At 72.9% G+C, this 21,523-nt stretch carries 11 protein-coding genes; 1 reads left to right on the top strand and 10 read right to left on the bottom strand.

What is annotated here, in order from left to right:
* From ABGB05_RS29910 to ABGB05_RS29865, 10 genes are all read right to left on the bottom strand, one after another.
* On the bottom strand, window positions 1-727 hold a 727-nt coding region (locus ABGB05_RS29910; RefSeq protein WP_347657272.1), incomplete at its 3' end, for an inositol monophosphatase family protein.
* A gap of 39 nt (window positions 728-766) precedes the next feature.
* Window positions 767-1,609, bottom strand: coding sequence for an ABC transporter permease (locus ABGB05_RS29905; RefSeq protein ID WP_347657271.1), 843 nt, complete (start codon window positions 1,607-1,609; stop codon window positions 767-769).
* Window positions 1,606-2,700: an ABC transporter ATP-binding protein gene (locus tag ABGB05_RS29900; RefSeq protein ID WP_347657270.1), complete on the bottom strand. Its 1,095-nt coding sequence runs from the start codon at window positions 2,698-2,700 to the stop codon at window positions 1,606-1,608. Before ABGB05_RS29900 ends, ABGB05_RS29905 begins: the two co-directional genes overlap by 4 nt.
* 118 nt (window positions 2,701-2,818) lie before the next feature.
* A complete protein-coding gene (locus tag ABGB05_RS29895; protein ID WP_347657269.1) occupies window positions 2,819-3,838 on the bottom strand; it encodes a PHB depolymerase family esterase in 1,020 nt (339 codons plus the stop codon).
* 113 nt (window positions 3,839-3,951) lie between these two features.
* Complete coding sequence (locus ABGB05_RS29890; protein ID WP_347657268.1) at window positions 3,952-5,754, bottom strand: hypothetical protein; 1,803 nt, start codon at window positions 5,752-5,754, stop codon at window positions 3,952-3,954.
* 37 nt (window positions 5,755-5,791) lie between these two features.
* Complete coding sequence (locus ABGB05_RS29885; RefSeq protein WP_347657267.1) at window positions 5,792-6,775, bottom strand: sulfotransferase domain-containing protein; 984 nt, start codon at window positions 6,773-6,775, stop codon at window positions 5,792-5,794.
* An 11-nt stretch (window positions 6,776-6,786) separates the two neighbouring features.
* A complete protein-coding gene (locus tag ABGB05_RS29880) occupies window positions 6,787-7,740 on the bottom strand; it encodes an alpha/beta hydrolase (protein WP_347657266.1) in 954 nt (317 codons plus the stop codon).
* Window positions 7,740-8,039: an acyl carrier protein gene (locus ABGB05_RS29875; RefSeq protein WP_347657265.1), complete on the bottom strand. Its 300-nt coding sequence runs from the start codon at window positions 8,037-8,039 to the stop codon at window positions 7,740-7,742. Before ABGB05_RS29875 ends, ABGB05_RS29880 begins: the two co-directional genes overlap by 1 nt.
* 79 nt (window positions 8,040-8,118) lie before the next feature.
* Entirely contained in the window at window positions 8,119-12,861 is a 4,743-nt protein-coding gene (locus ABGB05_RS29870) for a beta-ketoacyl synthase N-terminal-like domain-containing protein (protein WP_347657264.1), read from the bottom strand.
* Window positions 12,862-12,935: 74 nt separating this feature from the next.
* Window positions 12,936-20,060: an SDR family oxidoreductase gene (locus ABGB05_RS29865; RefSeq protein WP_347657263.1), complete on the bottom strand. Its 7,125-nt coding sequence runs from the start codon at window positions 20,058-20,060 to the stop codon at window positions 12,936-12,938.
* A gap of 539 nt (window positions 20,061-20,599) precedes the next feature.
* Here ABGB05_RS29865 and ABGB05_RS29860 point away from each other — a divergent pair.
* Window positions 20,600-21,517 (top strand): sulfite exporter TauE/SafE family protein, encoded by a 918-nt coding sequence (locus ABGB05_RS29860; protein ID WP_347657262.1) that lies wholly within the window; start codon window positions 20,600-20,602, stop codon window positions 21,515-21,517.
* Window positions 21,518-21,523: the final 6 nt, after the last annotated feature.

The following is a 21,523-nucleotide window of genomic DNA, read 5'->3' as shown; positions in this document are numbered from 1 at the left end:
CGGATCCGTCGATACGGGAAGCGAACAGTCCGGTGGCCGTCGCCACCGCGACCGGTGCCGCCGAATCCCACTCGTACTGGCCGCCGGCGTGCACGTACGCGTCGACCTCACCGCCGATCACCGCGGCCACCTTCACCCCGGCCGAACCCATCGGCACCAGCTCGGCACCAAGCTCCTCGGCCAGGTCGGCAAGGAACGCCGGCGGCCGGCTCCGGCTCGCCGCCAGCCGCAGCGGCCGGTTGACGGGAACCGTCGGGGTGGGCGGTGGCCGGTGCGTACCGATGGTGCGGCCCCGGGCCGGCAGGGCGACCGCCCCGGCGACCAGCCGGTGCGCGGCGCCGGCGTGGCGCGCCCAGAGGGCCACGTGCACCGCCCAGTCCGACCGGCCCTGCTCGGCGAACTCCCGGGTGCCGTCCAGCGGATCGACGATCCAGACCCGCTCGGCGGTCAGCCGGGGTGGCGCGGTACGTCCGTTCGCCGGCCAGGCGTGCCGGGCCTGCTCGTCCTCCTCGGACAGCACCACGTCCGCCGGCCGCCACCGGGCCAACTCGACGTGGAGCAGGTCGTGCGAGGCGCGGTCACCGGCCGCCTTCAACGCGGTCGGGTCGGCGTGTCGCGACTCGGTCCGGAGCCGGGTGAGCAGCCGGCCGGCGCGGTCGGCCAGCCAGACGGCGAAGGCGCCGTCCGGGGTGGGCGGTGGTGGGGAGGCGGATTCGGGTCGACCCATGAGCGACACCTCCGGGAAGCGGGTCGGGGGGAGTACGGGTCAGCCGATCGCGCGCCGACAGAAACTCCGCACGCTGCCGACGGTGGTGGCGCCGGCCACCCCGGTCAGCACAAGCAGACAGACCCAGCCGGGCAGGTGCGGAACCGTCGGCAGCATCGCGCCCCGAACCCCCTCCGCGACGTAGGTCATCGGGTTGACCGCGGTGACCGCCTGGAACCACGGCATCGGGGAGAGCAGCCGCCACGGATAGTGGACGCAGCCGGTCCAGATGATCGGGGTGACGAAGAGCGAAAAGGTGATGTTGATGCGCTGTACCGGCAGCAGCGTCGCCAGGGTCATCCCGATCCCGCCACCGATCCATCCGCCGAGCAGCACCGTGACGAGGACCATCGGCAGCCGGTCCGGCTGCCAGGGCGCCGACCCGACCACCAGGGCCCCGAGCGGATAGAGCAGCACCGCGGCGATCAGACCGCGCAGTGTCGCGGTGACCAGCTTGCCCACCGCGACCAGTTCGGTCGGCAGTGGCGCGAGCAGGCGGTCCTCGATCTCCCGGGTGAACCCGAGTTCCTTGACCAGGGGCAGCGCCACGCTCTGCAACGCCGTGGTGAGGGCGGCCAACGCGACGATGCCGGGCAGGAAGAAGTTCGCGAAGTTCGCCGCCACCATCCCCTGTCCGCCGAGTACCCGGACAAAAACGAAGAGCAGGAACAGCGGGGTGAGCCCGACCTGGACGAGGATCACCCAGAGCTCCTTGCCGGTGACCATGAGATCGCGCCGAAGGATGGCCAGAAAGACCCGGTGGGCCTGCGGGCGCGGCCGCGACACGGACGGGGTGTCGGGCTCGGTCAGCGGCGGCGGCGCATCGGCGTCGAGGGTGGTCACCGGGGATCCCTTCCGGTCAGTTCGATGAAGACGTCCTCGAGGCTGGGCGCCACGATGCGTACGTCGTTGAGCGTGGCCGACCGAGTGGTGAGCAGGGTCAGCACCGGGGCGAGCAACGCGGCGGGGTCGCCGGCGACGTACAGCCGGAACCGGGTCCGGCCGTTCGGCGATGGCACACCCTGCTGGCGGCGTGCCGACGCGGTAGCCGCCCCGACCGCCCCCGACGCGCCGAGGCGGGCGGCGAGCGCCGCACCGGCTCCGGGTCGGGCAGCGGGCGGCGCGGCCGGGGCGAGACTCTCCGCCTTCCGTACGCCGGTGATCTGCCGCAGCGCGTCGAGCAGGCGGGAGGTGACTTCCGCCGCCGACGGGGTGACGGTGAGGTCGAGGATCGCCGCCCCGGCCAGTCCCCGGACCAGGTTGCGGGGCGTGTCCAGGGCGATGAGCCGACCGTGGTCGACGATGCCGACCCGGTCGACGATCGTGGCCGCGGCGTTCATCTGGTGTGTGGTCAGCACGATCGTCACCCCACGCTCGCGCAGCTGCCGGATCCGGGCCCAGATCAGCATCCGGGTCTGCGGATCGAGCGCGTTGGTGGGTTCGTCGAGGAAGAGGACGGCCGGTTCGTGGATCAGCGCCCGGGCGATCATCAGGCGCTGCGCCATGCCACCCGAGTACGCCTCGATCCGCTGATCCGCCCGTTCGGCGAGGCCGAACCGGTCCAGCAGTTCGTCGGCGCGAGCCCGCCGGGTCGCCCGGTCCACCCCGTGGTAGGCGGCGTGGTAGAGCAGGTTCTGTCGTGGGGTGAGGGAGCGGTCGAGGTTGTTGTGCTGCGGTACGACGGCGAGTTGCGCCCGGGCGGCGACCGGGTCGCGCCGCACGTCCACGCCGCCGACCAGCGCCCGCCCCGACGTCGCCCGCAGCCGGGTCGTCAGGATGCCGACCGTGGTGGACTTGCCGGCCCCGTTCGGGCCGAGCAGGCCGAAGATCTCGCCCCGGGGCACCGCGAACGACACCCCGTCGACGGCGGGGCTCTCGGCCCGCGGATAGCGCTTCACCAGGTCGACGACGTCGATCGCGGTGGCGGCGCTCACCTGCCACCTCCCCGGCGGACGGTGCTCCCGGGCGGCGTCCGCGCGACTCGTGCCTCGGCCGCGCGGCGGGATCCGTCGGCCCCGGCCGGCCGGGTCACCCCCGGACGGGGTGGGAGGGTCATCCCCGGGCGGGGTGGGCGGCGAAGAAGCGCCAGATCGTCGCGGTGGCGTCCGGGGCGGCGGCGGGCGGGTCCAGGTCGAACAGCCGTTGCGCACCCGGCCCCGGCCCCGGCGCGCCCGGCCACTGGTGACCTGCTCCGGCCACCGTGACCAGTTCGACGCCGCGTCCCTGTGGGCAGGTCGCGCTCGACGTGGTGACCGCACCGGTGGTGGAGTCGGTCGGCGCGGCGCAGCTGTCGAGGGTCCGCCACCGGGCGATCAGCTCGGGGGTCGGCGGGCCGTCCAGCTTGACCGGGTTGCGCCCGGTGCCGCCGTTGTCCCGCCGGCCCGGGCCGCCGCCGTACGGCACCGTCCGGTCGGCCGTGCCGTGGATGTGGATCACCGAGATCGGTGCCGGATCCGGGCACGGGCCGAGCTGGGTGGCCGCCACCGGTCCGATCGCGGCGAAGAGCGTCGTGTCGCAGGCGAGCCGGTAGGCCAGCATGCCGCCATTGGAGACCCCGGTGGCGTACACCCGGCTCCGGTCCAGCGGGACCAGGCCGGCGACCGAGCCGACCAGCTGCCGGATGAATCCGACGTCGTCCACACCGTCCCGGGCCGGCGGCCCGCAACAGTCCGGACTCACCGTCCAGGAACGGTGCAACCCGTCCGGGTACGCGACAACAAACCCGGACCGGTCCGCCTCGGCGTTCCAGCCGTACGACGACTCGGCCTGCTCGCCGGTGCCGAGCGCGCCGTGCAGCATGACAACCAACGGAACCGGGCCGGTCGGGGCGAGGCTCGCCGGCCGGTACAGCCGGTACGTCCGCTGCCGGCCGTCCACCGTCAGGGTGTGGGTGGAGGTTCCGGGGCTCACGCTGACCACCGGGGTCGGCGGGTCCCGCCGATCCCGGTCGCCGACGAGCCCGCAGCCGCCGGTCGACAGGACCAGCACGCCGGTCACCAGGGCCGGAGCGAACCGCCCCGGCCGGGCACGACTCCGCAGCCGCTTCATCCATGATCCATCCTGCTTCGTCATCCTCGTACCATGGCAGGTCGAGGTTCGGGTTGTGTCGGCAACGCCGCAGACACCGGTACGTCCGCACGCCGGCACCGGTCAGACCGGGGCGGGCCCCGCCCCGTCGAGCGGGGCTAGCAGCGCCGGTCACGCAGCCGGATCAGCTCCCAGCCCCCCTGCGGCACCGCGTCGTCCAGGTCGGTCCGCAGGTTCATCGGGTTCGCCATGCCCAGATACAGGGTGCTGCCGTCGGTGACCATGTTGCGGATCCCGTAGTTCAGATAGTTGCCGAGCCCGCTGTCGTCGACCACGCTGGCCGGTCGCCCGGTCGAGTCGAAGACGAACAGGTCACCGCCGTACACCGGGGTCGGCGGCGGTGGGTCGTCGGCGAGCAGCGGGACCGAGGCGAGTTCGGGCGCCAGGCTGTCGACGCCGAGCGACCGCGCGGTGCTCTGGCCCAGATCCTTGGAGATGTAGCTCCAGTCCATCGTCCCGACGTAGAGCCTCCCGCCGGCCACCACCATCTTCCAGGTGTAGTTGTTGTACGGGTTGCCCATGCCGGAGCTGCCGTAGCGCGGGATGTATCCGGTCGGGATCGGCGCCCAGGCGCCGGCGCCGTTGTCGGCCTGCGGGTCGTAGGCGGGCAACTGCTCGGCGCCGTAGAGCAGTTCCACCCGCTGACGGTGGCCGAAGCTCTTACCCCGGAAGATGCTGATCGCCCGCTGGGTGCCCCGGACCGAGGCCCGCAGCGCGGTGTCGTCCGCCGGCGGATACGCCACCAGGTGCACCGTGGTCGCCTTCAGCGGCACGTGCATGGTGCCCCAGTAGAGGTAGCCGCCGTACGAGGCCAGCCCGCCGAGGCCGTAGGTGCGGGCCACCACCGGGTCCGGCTCGTAGTCACTGACGCTCCAGACCCGGGTCCAGGAATCCGCGTCCGCCGGGGTCAGTCCGCGCTCCCCGGCGGAGAGTCCCGGACTCATCCACACGCCCGCGACGCCGTCGGAGGTGTCGTCGGTGCCGGTCGCCGGAACGGCCATCGTGTCGTCGCCCGACCCGGTCCAGCTGGTCACGAAGATCCGACCGTCGTGGACGGTCAGGTCCGCCGCCTGGGCGGGCAGGTTCGCCACCACCTGGAAGCTGAACGGGTCGCTCCGGCTCCCGGTCCAGCGCAGCACGTGCCCCCGGTTTCCGCCGTTCGCGCCAACCCCGACGCCGGCGTACAGCACGCCGTCGGCGACGACGAAGTGCCGGATGTTGCCGTACGCGGGCAGGTTGACCGAGCCGAGGTAGCCGCCGGTGTTGGTGTCGAACGCGAACAGGTTGACGCTCTCTCCCAGGGCGGGACCGCCGAGCAGGGCAACGCCCTGGTGGGCGCCGGCCGCCCGGATGCCGGCGGTGGTGGTGAGCCGGTTCGCGTCCGCCTCCGACGCGTTCCGCACCAGGTCCGTCTTCTCGGTCAGGGTGCCGCGACGCGTGTCGTAGACGTAGAGCCGGGGCGGCCGGTGGTCGCCGAGAGTCGGCGGCAGGGTCGGGTTGCGTTTGGCGATCTGGCTCTCGCCGTACTCGCAGACCCAGTCCTCGTTGAGGTTCGGGCGGCTGTTGTTCAGGTTCCGCCCGCTGGTCATGCAGTTGATGTTCGCCCCGGTCCCGAACCAGAGACTCTGCCCGGCGCGGGTGATCCCCCACAGGTACGACTGGTTCACCTTCGCCTGCCCGCTGGCGCAGGGGGGACCGGGCGGGTAGGCGAGGCCCACACCGGCGAAGCACTCGTCGGGCGTGGCCTTGGCGAGCAGCGTCCGCTCGTACGCCGGGGGATGCCCGGCCGGGCCCGCCCCGGCCGGTGCGGCGGCGGCCGGCATGGCGATCACCAGTGTGTGGATTAGTCCCAGCGTGACGGTGGCGGCCAGCAGCCGTCGCGCTCCTCGGCGTCGGATCACCAGTTGTTCCTCCCGCTTCCGATGGAACCCGCGTTTGTCATGGTTGCGTTGCCTTCCCGCCCGACCCGGCGGCGACCGGCTGACCGGCCGGGGCCACCACCCGCGGGGCGACCCGGGACGCCCACTCCGCCCAGTCCTCGAACTCGAGGAACCGGCCGAGTCGGCCGAGCTGCTCCACCGGATCGGCGACCAGGTCCTCGTAACGGATCCGGTGCAGGTGCCGGGGCGGGTCGTCGGCCAGCGCCTGTTCCGCCTGGCTGCTCATGAACGCACAGAGTCCCAGGTAGCGGCGCAGCTCGCGGCCGCGTTCGTGCAGCAGTTCGGCGGTGAGCCGGTCCGGCAGGTACCGGACCAGTTCCTCGGGCACCGGCTGCCCCGGCTCGACCCGGAACGGATCGAGCCCGCACCGGCCGAGGAACTCGACCCGGAGCTGGATGAGCTGGAACGACGGGTGTCGGCTCATCGAGCGCGCGACGTCCTCCGGGTTCCGGGTCAGATAGACGATCCGGGCCGTCGGATAGGCGCGCAGCAGGTACGGCGCCACGTGACTGGAGCCGCCGGAGCGTTCCACCCAGCGCCGTTTGCCGATCATCACAGCGAGCAGGTCGAGAAACATCTGGTGGTGCGCGCCGACCGGCTGGGTGGGAAACTCCGGCACCCGTTCGGCGAGTTGGTCGAAAAGCCGGTCCGGGTCGGCGGAGATCTTGGAAAGGGTGATGGCGAGGATCCGTGGCAGCTCGGTCATCCGCCCTGCCCACCGTCCGGTCCGTGGATAGCGGACCTCCTTCGGCGGCAGCCCGATCCGGAAGAGGGTGGCGAGTTCGGCCTTGGGGCTGCTCAGCAGCGTCCAGTACGCCGCTCCGGTGAGCACCTCGGCGCTGCGGGCCCACGGCGCCACGGACATGAAGAACTCCTGGGCCGAGAGGGTGTCCGGCTGCTCCGCGATCAGGTCGGAAAGGAGGGTGGAGCCGCACCGGCCGTTGCTGATGATGATCGACCGGCCGGAGACGGGGGTGTCCATCCGGGTACCTCCTACGGGATGTGGTCTCGATGGGGGTGGGCGGGTCCGGTCGGCGCGACGCCGCACTCCTCGCGGAGCCAGCTCAGGACGAGCCGGCGCAGCTTCTCCGGCTGGTCGACCAGGATGGTGTGCCTACCGCCGGGGAGGACGACGGTGCGGACCCGCGGCAGCAGCCGGGTCACCTCGCCGGCCAGCTCGACGACGGCCGAGTCCGCGCCGTACACGCAGAGCACCGGTACGCCGATCGTGTTGAGCTGCGCGGCGCTCGGCAGCGGGCTCGACGGCAGTTCCCGGGCCAGGGTGGTGGCGGCCAGCATCTCCCCGGTGGCCCGGGCGCGACGGACGAACGCGGCTCCCCGGCCGGCCGCGAGCGCGGCGACCGCGGCCGGCCGGGGCAGCAGGTCCGCCGCCCGCTCCAGCCGGCGGGCCACCCGGCCCATCCAGGCCGGCGTCGGCGGCGCGGACTCGACCGCCACGATGCCGGCGACCCGGTCCGGGTGGCGGGCCGCGTACGCGTACGCGATCGTGCCGCCGAACGAGTTGCCGAACAGGTGGACCGGCCCGGCGATGTCGAGCGCCGCCAACAGTGCCGCCAGGTCGTCGACCAGGTCGCCGAGGGTGTACCCGGTGGGCGGGCGCTCGCTGTGGCCGTGGCCCCGCAGGTCGTACATGACCACCCGGCGTCCGCTGTCCGCCAATGGCTTGGCCAGGGTGAAGTACCAGCTGGCCAGGCTGTCCGAGGCCAGACCGTGGATCAGGACCACGGTCGGCGCTGCCGTCGCACCGGCTCCGCGGCCCGGGTCCGCTCCGGTCCCGACCGTCGGAAGGTGCTCCGGCACCGCGACGGCCGCCGGCAGGACATCGGGGTTCGGCTCCGCCGCCGATCCCGGCAGCGGACCGGGGTTCGGCTCCGCCGGCGGGTCGAGCAGTTCGACGTGCAGGTCGACGCCGTTGGCCTGGACCATCACGGCCGGATCGCCCCGACCCCGTCGAGTGAGCCGGCGATGTGGTCGACGAGTTGCCCCACCCGCAGGTCCCGCACGGTCTGCAGGTCCAGCGTGGCGACGAAGTGGGCGAAGTTCACCCGGTCGCCGTACCGGGTCTGCAGCCGGCCGGCGAGCGAGACGACGTCGAGGCTCTCCATCCCGAGGTCCTCCCGGAACGTGGTCTCCATGGTGATCTCGTCGTCCGGGGCGAAGTCCGCCAGCACGGCGCGGATCATCTCCGAGAGTTCGGCGAGGATGTCCTCCTGTGAAGCGGTCACCACGTGTGCTCCTTCTCTGCGTCGAGCTGCTCGTCCGGCCGGTCGGTCGGGGTCGGGAGGGATCGGGCGGAGTGGTCGGTCAGGGTTCGGGCGTGGGGGACGTCGGTGCCGGGCCCCAGGTCCAGGCGACGACGTACTCCCGGGGCGGCAGGTCGTCCGGGTTGCGCACCTCCCGGTACCGGACCTGGTAGAGCCGGCCGTCGACCGCGACGTCCAGCCGGGACTCCGTCGCCGCCAGTACGGTGAACCGGCGTGGACGACCGTCGAGTCCGGTCCCCTCGGCCTTGCCGACCGCCTCCTTGGCCGCCCAGAACCGGGCGAACCAGCGGTCCCGTTCGGCCGGGCCGAAGGCGGCCAGCAGGGCGAGTTCCGACGCGGAGAGGGCGAGGTCCAGGGTGCTCTCCGGACGCTCGGCGATCTCCACGACGTCGATCCCGAGGCCCGGCTCGTCCGGCGCGGCGCCGGGCGGGCGGGGACGGGCGACGGCGACGCCGATCTCGGCGGTGTGCGCCAGCGAGACGTCGCAGTCGCGCATCCCCCGACCGGGTCGGCAGTGGACCCGGGGTCGGCCGTTCGGGTCGTTGGTGACGGTGAGTTCGATCGGGTAGACGTCGGTGTGCCCGTCCTCCCAGAGCCGGAGCCGGACCGCGTCCTTGGCCGCGATCCGCCCCAGCATCCACTGCTTGCGCGACGCCGCCGGCTGCCGCTCGTACTCGGCGTACGCCGCGCCGCCGAGGATTCCCCGGGCGGCCATGCTCCGGGTCACCAGATCCGTCCAGCAGTCGAAGACCATCGTCCAGCCCTCCGGCTGGATCAGCGACATCGGGTTGCGCTCCGGGAACCGTTCCGCCGGCCGGGCCTGTGGGTGGCTGTCGAACCGCCGGTCCACCGCGCCCTCGATCACCGCCCAGACCCGGCCACCGTCGACCAGCTGGGTGTCGGCGACCAACTGCCTGTCGTCGATGGACCGGACCCGGGCGACGCACTCGAGTGCCGTACCCGGAGCGGGCGGAGGGCCGAAGAACCGGACCCGTCCCAGCCCGACCGGCAGTGCCACGGTCCGAAACGGCTGGGTGGTGATCAGCCAGTTGCCGATCAGCTGCAGCGCGTTGTCGAGCAGTGCCCCGGGCGGTGTCGGGGCGGTGACCACGCCGCGTACGTGCCGGTCACCGAGGGCATGCACCGCCGTGACGCCCTGGAAGAGCGGTCCGTGGAACATCAGCCGCTCGGCGTACATCTCCTCGGCGCTGATCCGGGGTGGACGTTCGGTGGCCGGGTCGTGCTGCCAGACCGGGGGCGGTTCGCTCGGATAGTCGGCGGCGAGTTCCACCGTCGCCCGGGCGTACGGGCCGAAGGTGACCGACACTCGCCCGTCGCCCGCCGGCCGGACGCTGACCTCCACGTCCTGGGCCGGTTCCGCGATCAGCCAGCGGTTGAACCGGGCGTCGTGCACCGCGACCGCCCGTTGTCCGGGTGCCGCCCGCTCAGCAAACTCGATCATGTGCTGGACGAGGGTGGTGGCGGGTACCACCGGCCAGCGGTCGCTCGGATCCGGCCAGTCCGCCGGCTGTACGAAGAAGCAGTGGTCGATCAGGTACGGCATGGTCTGCAACGAGACCCTGATCGTCCCGCCCATCGGCGGCCGGCCGGTGCCGCCACGGCCGGCGATACCGTTGCCGTTCACCGGGGCTCGGGGCGGCCCCGGGGACGCGGCCGGGGCCGGGGGCACAGCCGGAACCGCAGTGGCTGATCCGGTCGGGACGGCGGCACCGAGCACGGTCACCGCTCCCCGGGCGGTCTCGGCCAGCAGGGTGGCGAGCTCGGCCGCCGCGCTGGACCGCCCGGCGAGCCGGTGCAGCGCCGCCAGTGTGGCGGCCGGATCAGCGGCGCCGACCGGACCGGGATGAGCAGCCGCACCGTTGCCCGCCCTGGCGGCGCCCGGGCCACCACCGGCGCCAACCGGCCCGGCCGGGGCCACCGGACCGGGCGTTGCGACCACCGCCGGACCGGTGGCCAACGCGGTGGCGCCGGGCCGGTCACTGCGGACCTCGACACCGAGCAGTCCCGCGGCGCCCTCGCCGAGCCGGACCAGCGGCCCGCCCAGATCCAGCTTCATCGTCGGCCCGGGTCGGCGGGCGGGCGCAACCGCCGCCGGCGGGGTGGCGGCCGGACGCGGCGGGTCGAGCACGGTCAGGTCCGGATTGCCACCCTCCACCCACAACGCCGTGGCGACCCGGCGCAACTGGTCCAGCCCGCCCCGGTGGGCGACGTTCACCGGCATCGCCAGATGGTCCCGGTCGCGCAGGTTGTCGCCGATCAGCGAGGCGAGTTGTCCGGCGCCCACCTGGAGGAAGACCCGGAACCCGGCGTCATACATCGCGGCCATCGTCTGCCGGAACCAGACCGGTTCCACCATGTGCCGGACGAAGACCCGGTTCACCTCCGCCTCGTCCGTCGGGAACGGTGCCGACAGAGTCGCCGACCAGACCGGCACCTCGGTCGGATGCACCTCCCACCGACGCAGCGCCGCACCGATCGAGGTCAGTCCCTCGGCGAACCGCGGCGTGTGGAAGGTGGACCGGAACGGCAGCTTTTGGCACATGACGGTGGCGGTACGCAACGTCTCGACGAGCCGGTCCACCTCGGGCTCGGGTCCGTTCACCACACACTGGGCCGGCGCGTTGTCGTGGGAGAGCAGCACCCCGGGGAAGTCGACCAGGATCGGCGCGACCCTCTGGGCCCCGGCACCGATCGCGGCGAAGACGTACCCGTCCACCTCCACGGAGTCGACGTTGAACAGTCCGAGGAACTCGTCCATCCCGGCGGTGCTGACCTGGCCGCTGGTCGCCGCCGCGGTCCACTCGCCGATACTGTGCCCGGCGACCGCGTCCGGCCGTACCCCGATCCGGCGCAGCGCCTCGTACAGCAGCTTGCCCACCTCGATCAGGCCGGCGCCGTGCCGCCCGAGATCGGTCGCGGACCACTCCTGGTCGGAGAGCCCGAAGTGGGCGGCGAGGTCGGCGGTACGGGGTGCGAACTCCGCCTCCAGGCCCGGATAGACGAAAGCCAGCCTCCCGGTGCCACTCGCGAGCAACGGGTGGGGACTGAACCAGATGTCCCGGCCGCCACGCCACGCCCGCCCCCGGGCCACCGTCTTGCGGGCCACCGCGAGCAACCTGTCAGTGGGATTGACGATTCCGAGGCGGCAGCGTTCGTCGGGGTCGGCCGGGCCGGTACGCCGGGCGCGCGCGGCACCGGCGGCACGGATCTCCGCGTCCGTGCCGTCCAGCGTGGCGGCGAGCGCGGCCCGGTCCGGGGCGGCCAGCCAGAGCACCTGTTCCGGTTCGACCACAACAGCGGACACGGCGGTGCCGGCGGTCGGGGCGCGGCCGCCCACACCGCGCCGGTGTCCCGCCGGCTCGGGCGCCTGCTCGACGATGACGTGCGCGTTGATCCCGCCGAACCCGAACGCGTTCACCCCGGCCCGGCGCGGGCCCTCGCTCTCCCACGGCACGGCGGCGGCGATCGGCGCGAACCGGGTCCGTTCCATCTCCGGCCGCGGACTGTCGCAGTGCAGCGTGGGCAGCAGAACCCCCCGGTACACCGCGAGCGTCGCCTTGATCAGTCCGGCGATGCCGGCAGCCGGCATGGTGTGCCCGATCATCGACTTGACCGAGCCGATCACCGGCCTTCGCCCGTTCCCGCGGTGCGGGCCGAACACCTCGGCCACCGAGACGAGTTCGGCCGCGTCGCCGGTCGGAGTGCCGGTGCCGTGCGCTTCCATGAGCCCGACCGCGTCCGGCGCGGTCGGGTCGAGCCCGGCGGCCGCCCAGGCCCGCCGGATGGCGAGGACCTGGCCGGAGGAGGCGGGGTTGAACATGCTTGCCGAACGGCCGTCGCTGGAGACTCCGCTGCCACGGATGACCGCGTACACGCGGTCGCCGTCACGGAGTGCGTCGGACCAGCGCTTCAGCACCACGATCCCGGTGCCCTCACCGATCAGCAACCCGTCGGCGTCACGGTGGAACGGACGGATCCGGCCCTGCCGGGAGAGCGCCCGGAGCTGGCTGAACACCGACCAGAAGCTGACGTCGTGCACGTGGTGGACCCCGCCGGCCAGGACCGCGTCCAGCCGTCCGCTGGTCAGCTCGGTGATCGCCTGGTCGACCGCGAGCAGCGAGGACGCGCACGCGGCGTCCAGGGTGTACGCAGGACCCCGCAGGTTGAGCCGGTTCGCCACCCGGGAGGCGGCCAGGTTCGGCACCAGGCCGATCGTCCCCTCCGGCTGGTACGGCCCGAGCCGCTCGTCGATCCTGGCCCGGACCAGGTCGATCCGGGACTCGTCCAGCTCGGGGATCAGTTCCCGCAGCACCTGGCTGACCTGGCTGGCCATCCGGACCCGGTTGGCGTACCGGGCCTGGGCGGGGCTGAGGATGCCGCCCCGGCCCAGAATCACCCCGACCCGGTCACCGGCCGGCAACCGGTCCGTGCCGCCGGCGTCCTCGATCGCCTCGGCGGCCACGTTCAGCGCGATCAACTGGTCCGGTTCGATGTCGCCGACGGACGCCGGCATGATGCCGAACCGAAGCGGCTCGAAGGTGGCGTGCTCGTCGACGAACCCGCCCCGCCGACAGTAGAGCCGGTCCGGCCGGTCGGCGCGTGCCGGGTCGTAGAACTCCTCGTCCCAGCGGTGCGCGGGCACGTCGGTGATGGCGTCCACACCGTCGACCAGGTTGCGCCAGTACTCCGCCAGATTTCCGGCCGACGGCATCAGAGCCGCCATGCCCACGATCGCGACCGGCCCGGGTCGGCCGTTGCTCATGCGTCGTCACCTCCTCGCTGCGGTGATGGTTCGGCGACCGGGGTGGACCGTCGGGGTGGCCGGGGCCGCACCGGTCACCATCCGGACGCGGTGTAGACAACCGAGGTGAGCCTCGGGTCTCCCCAGGCCAGTTCGGCCAGCAGGCTGAGCGCACCCTCCTCGGGATCGATCAGTTCGATGCCCCGGCGGGCGTACTCCCGGCTCAGTTCCTCGCTGACCATGCCGCCGTGGCCGCTGCCCGGGGCCCACGGACCCCAGTGCACGGTGAGACAGCGGTTGCCGGTGTGGGCGGCCCAGCGCGCGCCGAGCGAGTCGAGCGCGTCGTTCGCGGCGGCGTAGTCGCCCTGGCCCCGGTTGCCGTACGCCGCCGCGATGCTGCCGAAGAGCACGACGAACCGGGGTGCCGGGGTCAGTTCGTCGAGCGCGGCGAGCACGGCCCGCGCACCGTCCACCTTGGTGCCGTACACCCGGGTGAAGGACGCCGGATCCTTCTCCGCGATCAGCTTGTCCTCGATCACCCCGGCGGCGTACACCACGCCGTCGATCCGGCCGTACCGTCGGTGTACGTCGTGCAGCAGCTCCCGGGTCGCCGCCGCGTCCCGTACGTCGAGCGTGTGGTAGCTCACCTCGGCACCGCGCTCGCGCAGCTCGGCGAGGGTCGCCTCGACCTCACGCGCGCCCAGTACCGCCTGGGCGGTGCGTTCGATCTCCGCCGGTGACCGCAGTCCCTGCCGGACCAGCGCGGCGCGCAGTGCCGCCCGGTCCGGTGCGGCGGCCAGTTCCGGGTGCACCGGGCCGGGCGGCAGCACGGTCCGCCCGACCAGCTCGATACGGCAGCGGGCCGCCGCGGCGACGGTCTGGGCGAACCACGGGGTGATCCCGCGGGCGCCGCCGATCAGGACGAGCACGGAGTCCCGGTCGAGTCCGATGGCCCCGACCTCGGCGCTGCCGTCTCCGGCCGGGCCGGCACCGTTGCTGGCAAGCGGGCCGAGCTCCCGTGCAGTGAGGTCGACGCTGCGCCGTCCGGCCTCGCCGTACGCCACGATCAGCGGGTCGCCGCCGGCCAGCAACTCCGCGAGCACCTGCCGGGCGATCCGTTCCGGCTCGAGCGTCTCGTCGACCTCGATGAACCGGACCGTGGTCTGCGGATACTCGCGGGCGATGGTGCGGAACAACCCGCGCATGCCGTCGCTGGCACCGGCGCCACCGGCCGGGCCGACACCGACCAGCCAGCGGGGTCCGGCCGCCAGCGCCTGCTTGATGAACGGGAACGCTCCGGGCAGCATCGGCGCGCCGGTGGTGTTCAGACCGTCGAGCAGGACGATGCCGTCGAATTCGGCGAGCTGCTCCGCCGGGGTCGCGTCGAGTTTGCCGGTCTGTCCGCTCACCCCGTGATCCCGCAGCAGTTCGGCCAGGTACGCGAGGCTCGCATTCGCCCCGGTGAGCAGGAAACTGGTGCCGGAAAGCAGCGCGGCCGAGGCTCCGACGTCCGGGGCGGCGAGGGTACGCGCCTGGGGCAGCAGCCGTTTCGGCGTCCTTCCCCGCCGTTGCAGCAGAGCGATCGCGCCGGTGCCGGCAGGGGCGGTCGACCCGGCCGGCGCGTTCAACCCGCCGGGAACCGGCAACCCCGCGGAAACCGGCAACCCCGCGGCGACCGTCGGCGGGACTGAGACGGTCGGCGCGGCCAGCGCCGGACGGCTCGGCGCGACGGTCAGTGCTGTGCCGCCGCCGTGGCCCCCCGCTGACGGGCTTCCCGGCCCGATCTCCGCCAGGTACGGACCGGAGTCCACTGTCGGCCGCACGGCCGGCGCACTCATCCTGTTGTTGAGCCAGTCCACCATCGCCCGGACGGTCCGGGCCTTCACCAACTCCTCCAACTCGGACTCGTCACCCTGCACCGCCAGACGCAACCGCGCCGCCACCTCCCCGGCCACCTCAGCCCGCTTGATCGAGTCGATACTCAGATCCGCCTCCAGATCCAGATCAACCTCGATCAACTCCACCGGATAGCCGGTCCGCTCCCCCAGCACCTCCAGAATCGCCGTCTGGAAATCCGGCAACGCCACCGCCGTCGACACCTCGACGACGGTCGGTGCCGGCCCGACCGCCGTCATCGGAACAGGCGGGCCGGGAACCGCCGGGGACACCGGGACGACAGGGCCGGGCGGCATCGCCGCAGGCGCCGGAACGGCAACCGCCGACGTGGCGGACAGGGCGGAGACCGTCACCTGCGGATCGCCCTCGCCGGTCTGCCAGACCAGCCGACCAGCGGCCCCGGCGGTGTCACCGAAGTAGGCGAGCATCACGTCCCGTTGCGAGGCGATCATGTCTCGACTGGTCCGCAGGAACTCACTGAGCAGTTCGTCCCGGCTGTCCCGGCCACCGATGGCGGCCCCGTTCGGTACGGTCATCGACAACTCCTTGATCCGTCGCGGGGGTGTCATCCCGCCGGGCAGGGTGTTTCCGAACTGGTCGCGGACGAGTTGGCCGTCGACCGTCCACATCGGTCGGCGGGTCGTTCCGTCGGATTGGAGCGGGCCGCCGGGAGCCGCCGTCGTCCGGCCCTGGTACAGCCAGCCGGGCTGTACCTCGACTCCGGCGCAGGCGAGCCGGGCGAGACTGCCGAGGAATCCGTACAGCCCGTCCTCGGGACGGGGTTCGGTGGCGACCGCCAGGTGTGGCCGCTCTCCGAGTACCGCCCCGACGAGCTTGGTGAGGACCTGGCCGGGACCGGTCTCGACAAAGATCCGGGCGCCGGCGGCGTACATCGACTCGACCTGCTCGACGAACCGCACCGGTGCGCCGATCTGTTCGGCGAGTTGCCGGCGTACCTGGTCGGGATCGCCGTCATAGGGAGCGGCGGTCCGGTTCGACCAGACCGGGATGGCGGGACGGCGCACCGGTGTGGCGGCGAGCGCCCGGGCGAACCGCTCGGTCGCGCCGGCCACCACCGGGCTGTGGAAGGCGCAGGCGACCGGGATGCGGCGGGCCGCGAGCCCGGCCGTCCGCAACGCGGTCACCGCAGTCTCGACCGCCGGCGTCGGTCCGGAGATCACCACCTGGCTCGGCGCGTTCTGGTTGGCGAGCACGACCTCGTCGGCCAGCCCGGCCTCGGTCAGCAACCGGCCGACGTCCGCGGCGGCGGCCGAGACGGCGGCCATCGTCCCCGGGTCGTCGCCGGCGGCGGCGAGGATCGCCTCGGCCCGCTCCGTACTGAGCGGAAGCAGATCCGCCGGGTCCAGGGCACCGGCGACGCAGAGCGCGACGAGTTCGCCGTAGCTGTGCCCGCCGGCCAGATCGGGGCGGACGCCGACCCGGCGCAGCAGGTGGGCGACCGCGAGCCCGCCGATGCCGAGGACCGGCTGGGCGATCCGGGTGTCGCGGACCCGCTCCTCCTGCTGCCGCCGGATGTCCGGGTCGAAGGCCGTCGGCGGGAAGAGCGGCTCCGCCCACCGCGCGCCGAGCCGCAGATAGTGGCGCAGTTCCGGAAAGGCCACGAACAGTTCGGCGAGGGCGTCCGGGCGTTGGCTGCCCTGCCCGGGGAAGAGAAAGGCCACACTGCCCGGCCCCGGCCCGGCGTCCTCGGCCGGCTGGACCAGCCCCCACCCCGGGTCGTGCTCGCCGGCCAGCGCGCGACGCAACAGGGTGGCGAGTTCGTCGTGGTCCCGGGCGACGATCGCGACGCGTACCGGTCCGGCCCGGCGGTCCGACGCGTCGGGCACCGCCGCCGCCAGGTCACACAGCGGCCACGGCCGGCCGCGGTCGTCCAGGGCCGACAGTGCCTCCACCAGCCGCCGTACCCGGGCGTGCGCGCCGGACCGGTCGAGGCCGCGGAAGCAGAACAGCTCGGCCGGCCAGACCCGCCGGGCGTGGCGGGGCTCCGGACCGGGGTACGCGCTCAGCACGGCGTGGAAGTTGGTGCCGCCGAAGCCGAACGCGCTGACCCCGGCGTGCCGTTCGGCAGCGGGCGCCAGCCACGGTCGGGCGCTGGTGTGGAACACGAACGGGCTGCGCTCGGGGCTCCACGCGGGGTTGGGTCGGGTCAGGTGGATCGTCGGGGGTGTGATCCCGGTGTGCAGGGCCAGACCCGCCTTGATCACCCCGGCGAGTCCGGCCGCGCACTTGGTGTGCCCGATCTGCGACTTGACCGAGCCCAGTACGCAGCTGCCCGGTTCGGCCCCGGAGGAGTCGAAGAGCCGGGTCAGGGTCTCCAGCTCGGTCCGGTCGCCGACAACCGTGCCGGTGCCGTGCGCCTCGAGAAGCCCGATCTGCCGGGGCGAGATGCCGCTGCGGTGGTACGCCCGGTCGAGGGCCCGGCGCTGCCCGTCCGCCCGGGGCGCGGTCAGCCCGAGGGCCCGCCCGTCGCTGGAGGCACCGATGCCCCTGATCACCGCGTAGATCCGGTCGCCGTCGCGTTCCGCGTCGGTGAGCCGCTTCAGCACCAGAGCGGCGACCCCCTCACCGAGGGCGATGCCGTCACCGGTGCTGTCGAAGGTACGGCAGCGTCCGGTCGGGCTCAACGCGTGCGCGGAGGTGAACATCAGGTAGTCGTTGATGCCGTTGTGCAGGTCGGCGCCGCCACAGATCATCAGGTCGCTGTCCCCGGCGACGAGTTCCTTGCAGGCCGCGTCCATCGCGGCCAGTGAGGAGGCGCAGGCGGCGTCGATGGTGTAGTTGGGGCCGCCCAGGTCGAGCCGGTTCGCGACCCGTCCGGCGATCACGTTGGCCAGCACCCCCGGGAAGCTGTCCTCGTTCACGGTGGGCAACTGCTCCTCCAGTTCCGCCGGCACCTCCCCGAGGTACGCCGGAAGCATGGTCCGCAGGGTCTGTGCGTGGCCCATGTCGCTGCCCGCCTCGGCGCCGAAGACCACGCCGGTACGCCGGTGGTCGACGCCGGGGACGTCGTGGGCGTAGCCGGCGTCGACCAGGGCGCGACGCGCCGCCTCCAGGGCGAGCAGTTGGGTCGGGTCGATGCTGCCCAGCGCGGTCGGCGGGATGCCGTACCCGATCGCGTCCAGGGGCACCGGGTCGAGGAAGCCGCCCCACCTGGAGACACTGATCCGGCCGGTCTGCCCGGGTCCGACCTCGGGGGCGTAGTAGGTGTCCACGTCCCACCGGTCGGCCGGCACCTCGGTGACCGCGTCGAGGCCGTCGAGCACCGTACGCCAGTAGCTGTCGAGGTCCGGTGAGCCGGGCAGGATGCAGGACATGCCGATGATGGCGATGTCCAGCGGGGCCGGTGGCGGTGCCGTCGGAGACGCCGCCGGGCCGAGTCTGTCGCGTAGGACGGCGAGCCGGTGCGCCTGGTATTCCAGCGCCCCGGTGGTCACCTCGGCGTGCAGCCGCGCGACCGTGGTCGGTGCCTGCCGGAGCACGGCGACCTGACCGGCCATGAACAGCCCCTCGGTGGCCTGGGTCGCCTCGTCGACCTCGGCGAGTCCGTCGGCCTGTCGGCGGATGCCCTTGCTGGCGATCCTCAGCCGCCCGACGTTGAGGATCTCGAGCTGTTCCCAGATCTGCCGGTTCTCCAGTCCGGCTTCCTCGAGTTCGCGGCGCAGCGCCCGGAAGTCGTCGACGAAGGGACTCTGCAGGCACCGGGTGGCGTGCCCGGGTGCGGTCTCCAGCAGTGCGGTCGTGGCGGCGGCGACGACCTCGCGGTGGAACAGCGGGGTGATCGCCCCGCTCGCGACCGCCTCCTCGGTGAAGAGGTAGGCGGTGCCCATCAGCACCCCGATCCGGGCGCCGCGTGCGGTCAGCGGGGCCGCCATCGCCTCGACCATCGCGGCGGAGCGGGCGTCGTGGATCCCGCCGGCGAAGAAGACCCGCAGGTCGGCGGCGTCGGCGGGGTGGTCGGCCAGATGCTCGTCGAGCACCTGGAGTTGGGCCTCCCAGAGCGGGAAACTGGCCCGGGGACCGACGTGCCCGCCACACTCGGCGCCCTCGAACACGAACCTGCGGGCACCGGCACGGAGGAACTGGCCCAGCAGCCCGGGTGAGGGCACGTGCAGGAAGGTGTCTATCCCCTCCTGGTCCAGCATCCGGGCCTGAGGTGGCCGGCCCCCGGCGATGATCGCGCAGGCCGGTCTGATCGCGCGGATCACCTCGAGCTGCGCGGCGCGTAGGTCCTCCGGCGCGAAGCCCAGGACGCCGACCCCCCACGGTCGGTCGCCGAGCCGGGCGGCGGTCTCGGTGAGGATCCGCCGGGACTGGTCGGCGTCGGCGAGGGCGAGCGCGACGAAGGGCAGGCCGCCGTCGGCGGCGACCGCCTCGGCGAACGCCGCCTCGTCGCTGACCCGGGTCATCGGGCCCTGCGCGACCGGGATCCGTACGTTCAGGGTTTCGGCGAGGGCGGCGCCCGGGGCCAGTGCGCTGTCCGCGCCGCTGCGCCCGATCGCGTCGAGCAAAGTGGTCCGGATGGCGCGGACGGCAGCAGCCGTGTCCGGCCAGCGGTCGGCGAAGACGGCGGCGAGCCAGCCGTCCTGGCCGATCGGCAGCAGCGGCGAGTCGGTGTCGTGCCGGCCGCCCCGGCGTAGCCCCCGGTGGCCGTCGACCACGACGGTCTCGGAGCCGTCCATCCGCCTTACGGTGTGCCGGACGTCCTGCGGTGTCTCGGCCTCCGGCATCAGGGTGAGCTGGCTGTCCAACACCACGCCCGCCGCGCCGCCGACCAGGCAGGCCACGGCGGTACGCGGTCCGATGCCGCCGGCCACCCAGATCGGCAGGTCGATCCCGTCGGCGGCGGCGAGTTGCTGGAGCAGGACGAAGCTGCTCAGTTCCCCGACCCGACCACCGGACTCCATGCCCCGGGCGATGAGCCCGTGCGCCCCGGTCACGGCGGCCTCGCGGGCCTCGTCCAGGCTGGTCACCTCGACCAGCAGCCGGTACCGCGCGGCGATCTGGCGCAGTGGCCAGGGGGTGTCCGGTGGCGCGACGACGAGGTCGACCCTCCCCTGCCCGGCCCGTTCGACGTCGTCGGGACCGGCGGCGCAGCCGGCTGGTACCCGTACGCCGACCGGCCGGGTCGCTTCCGTCGTGGCCTGGGCGAGCGCGGTGAGTGCCCAGGCGTCGCCGCGGCCGAGGTCGAGGACGCCGATTCCGCCGCCCCGTTGTGCCGACATGACGACACGGGGGCTGGGTTCCAGGAAGCCACCTGCGCCGATGGCGATAACCAGGTCGCACGGGTCGAATGCAGAGTTCATCGGACTCCCACTTCGTGAGCGGTGGTCTCGGATCGCCAAAGTGATCAAGAACAGCGGAGGGTACGACTCACGCATTGTTGTGAGTCGATCTCGCATTCCGACTCAATCTAGGGGAGGCGGGTTACACGGCAGTTAAATCCTCCCTAAGGTCATTCGAGTGACCCGCTCCTCCCGCACCACACACCCCCTCACCAGGGCGATCACCGGAGGATCGTCGCCGCGGGCCCGACCGGCGCGGCCGTCCGCAGCGGCAGCCGACAAGCGGAGGCATCCGCCACCGTTAATTCGCGAGGCGCCCCGATTGCCGACATGTTAAGAACCACAGATCCAGTGACAGTTGTCACTTCCCTCTCCCGCACCCACCAATCGAGACGCATTCTGGTGAAGCCCAAATCCCGACGGAACCGTCCCTGCCTATTAAGTAGGAAATGATTGACGTAGGTGGATCACACCGCCGACCGGCCAACCCACCGGCGCTCCTCGGAAACCGTCCCGCGCACCACACACGACCGCTTTCCAGACCGAATCGGCGGTGAACCATGCGCACCCTCGTCCTGCTCGCCCTCGTCGGCCTCGGCGCCCAACTGGTCGACGGCAGTCTCGGCATGGCCTACGGCGTCACCTCGACAACCCTGCTGCTGGCGATCGGCACCCAACCCGCGGCCGCGTCGGCCGCCGTACACCTGGCCGAGATCGGCACCACGCTCGCCTCCGGGGCCGCACACTGGCGGTTCGGAAACATCGACCCGAAGGTGGTCGTCCGCATCGGCGTCCCCGGGGCCATCGGCGCCTTCGCCGGAGCCACCCTCCTCTCCGCCATCTCCACCGAGTTCGCCGCACCGGTCATGTCGCTCGTCCTGCTCAGCCTGGGCTGCTACATCCTCGTCCGGTTCACGGGCTTCGCCGTACCGGTCGGCAACCTCGGCAAGCCGCTCCGCGGCCGGTTCCTCGCACCACTGGGCCTGGTCGCCGGATTCATCGACGCCACCGGCGGGGGCGGCTGGGGACCGGTCGGAACCCCGGCCATCCTGGCCAGCGGGCGGCTGGAGCCACGCAAGGTCATCGGTTCGGTCGACACCAGCGAGTTCCTCGTCGCCACCGCCGCCAGCGCCGGCTTCCTGGTCGGCCTCGGCGCGGCGGACATCAACCTCGGCGTGGTCGCCGCTCTGCTGCTCGGCGGGATGATCGCGGCTCCGGTCGCGGCCTACCTGGTTCGCCTGGTGCCACCCCGGATACTGGGCTCCGCCGTCGGCGGCACCATCATCGCGACCAACAGTCGGACGCTGCTCAACAGCGACTGGCTCGGCGCACCACGCCCGGTGCGGTACGCCTGCTACGCCATGATCGGCCTGCTCTGGGCAGCGGCCCTGACCTGGTCGATCCGCCAACACCGGGCCGAGCAGCGTACGGCCAGGGTGCCGGACGCCGACAGGGCCACCCAACCGGCCGGCAGCTAGGCCGGG

Source organism: Plantactinospora sp. B5E13, assembly GCF_039871775.1.
Lineage (GTDB): Bacteria > Actinomycetota > Actinomycetes > Mycobacteriales > Micromonosporaceae > Plantactinospora.
Note: the sequence above shows the minus strand (reverse complement) of the source record. Positions and strands in the feature narration are given on the sequence as shown.

Bases quoted from the DNA above. Each gene is read 5' to 3' on its own strand.
- ABGB05_RS29885 (WP_347657267.1), bottom strand. From the start codon at position 6,775: ATGGACACCCCCGTCTCCGGCCGGTCGATCATCATCAGCAACGGCCGG.
- ABGB05_RS29880 (WP_347657266.1), bottom strand. From the start codon at position 7,740: ATGGTCCAGGCCAACGGCGTCGACCTGCACGTCGAACTGCTCGACCCG.
- ABGB05_RS29865 (WP_347657263.1), bottom strand. From the start codon at position 20,060: ATGAACTCTGCATTCGACCCGTGCGACCTGGTTATCGCCATCGGCGCA.
- ABGB05_RS29870 (WP_347657264.1), bottom strand. From the start codon at position 12,861: ATGAGCAACGGCCGACCCGGGCCGGTCGCGATCGTGGGCATGGCGGCT.
- ABGB05_RS29895 (WP_347657269.1), bottom strand. From the start codon at position 3,838: ATGACGAAGCAGGATGGATCATGGATGAAGCGGCTGCGGAGTCGTGCC.
- ABGB05_RS29860 (WP_347657262.1), top strand. From the start codon at position 20,600: ATGCGCACCCTCGTCCTGCTCGCCCTCGTCGGCCTCGGCGCCCAACTG.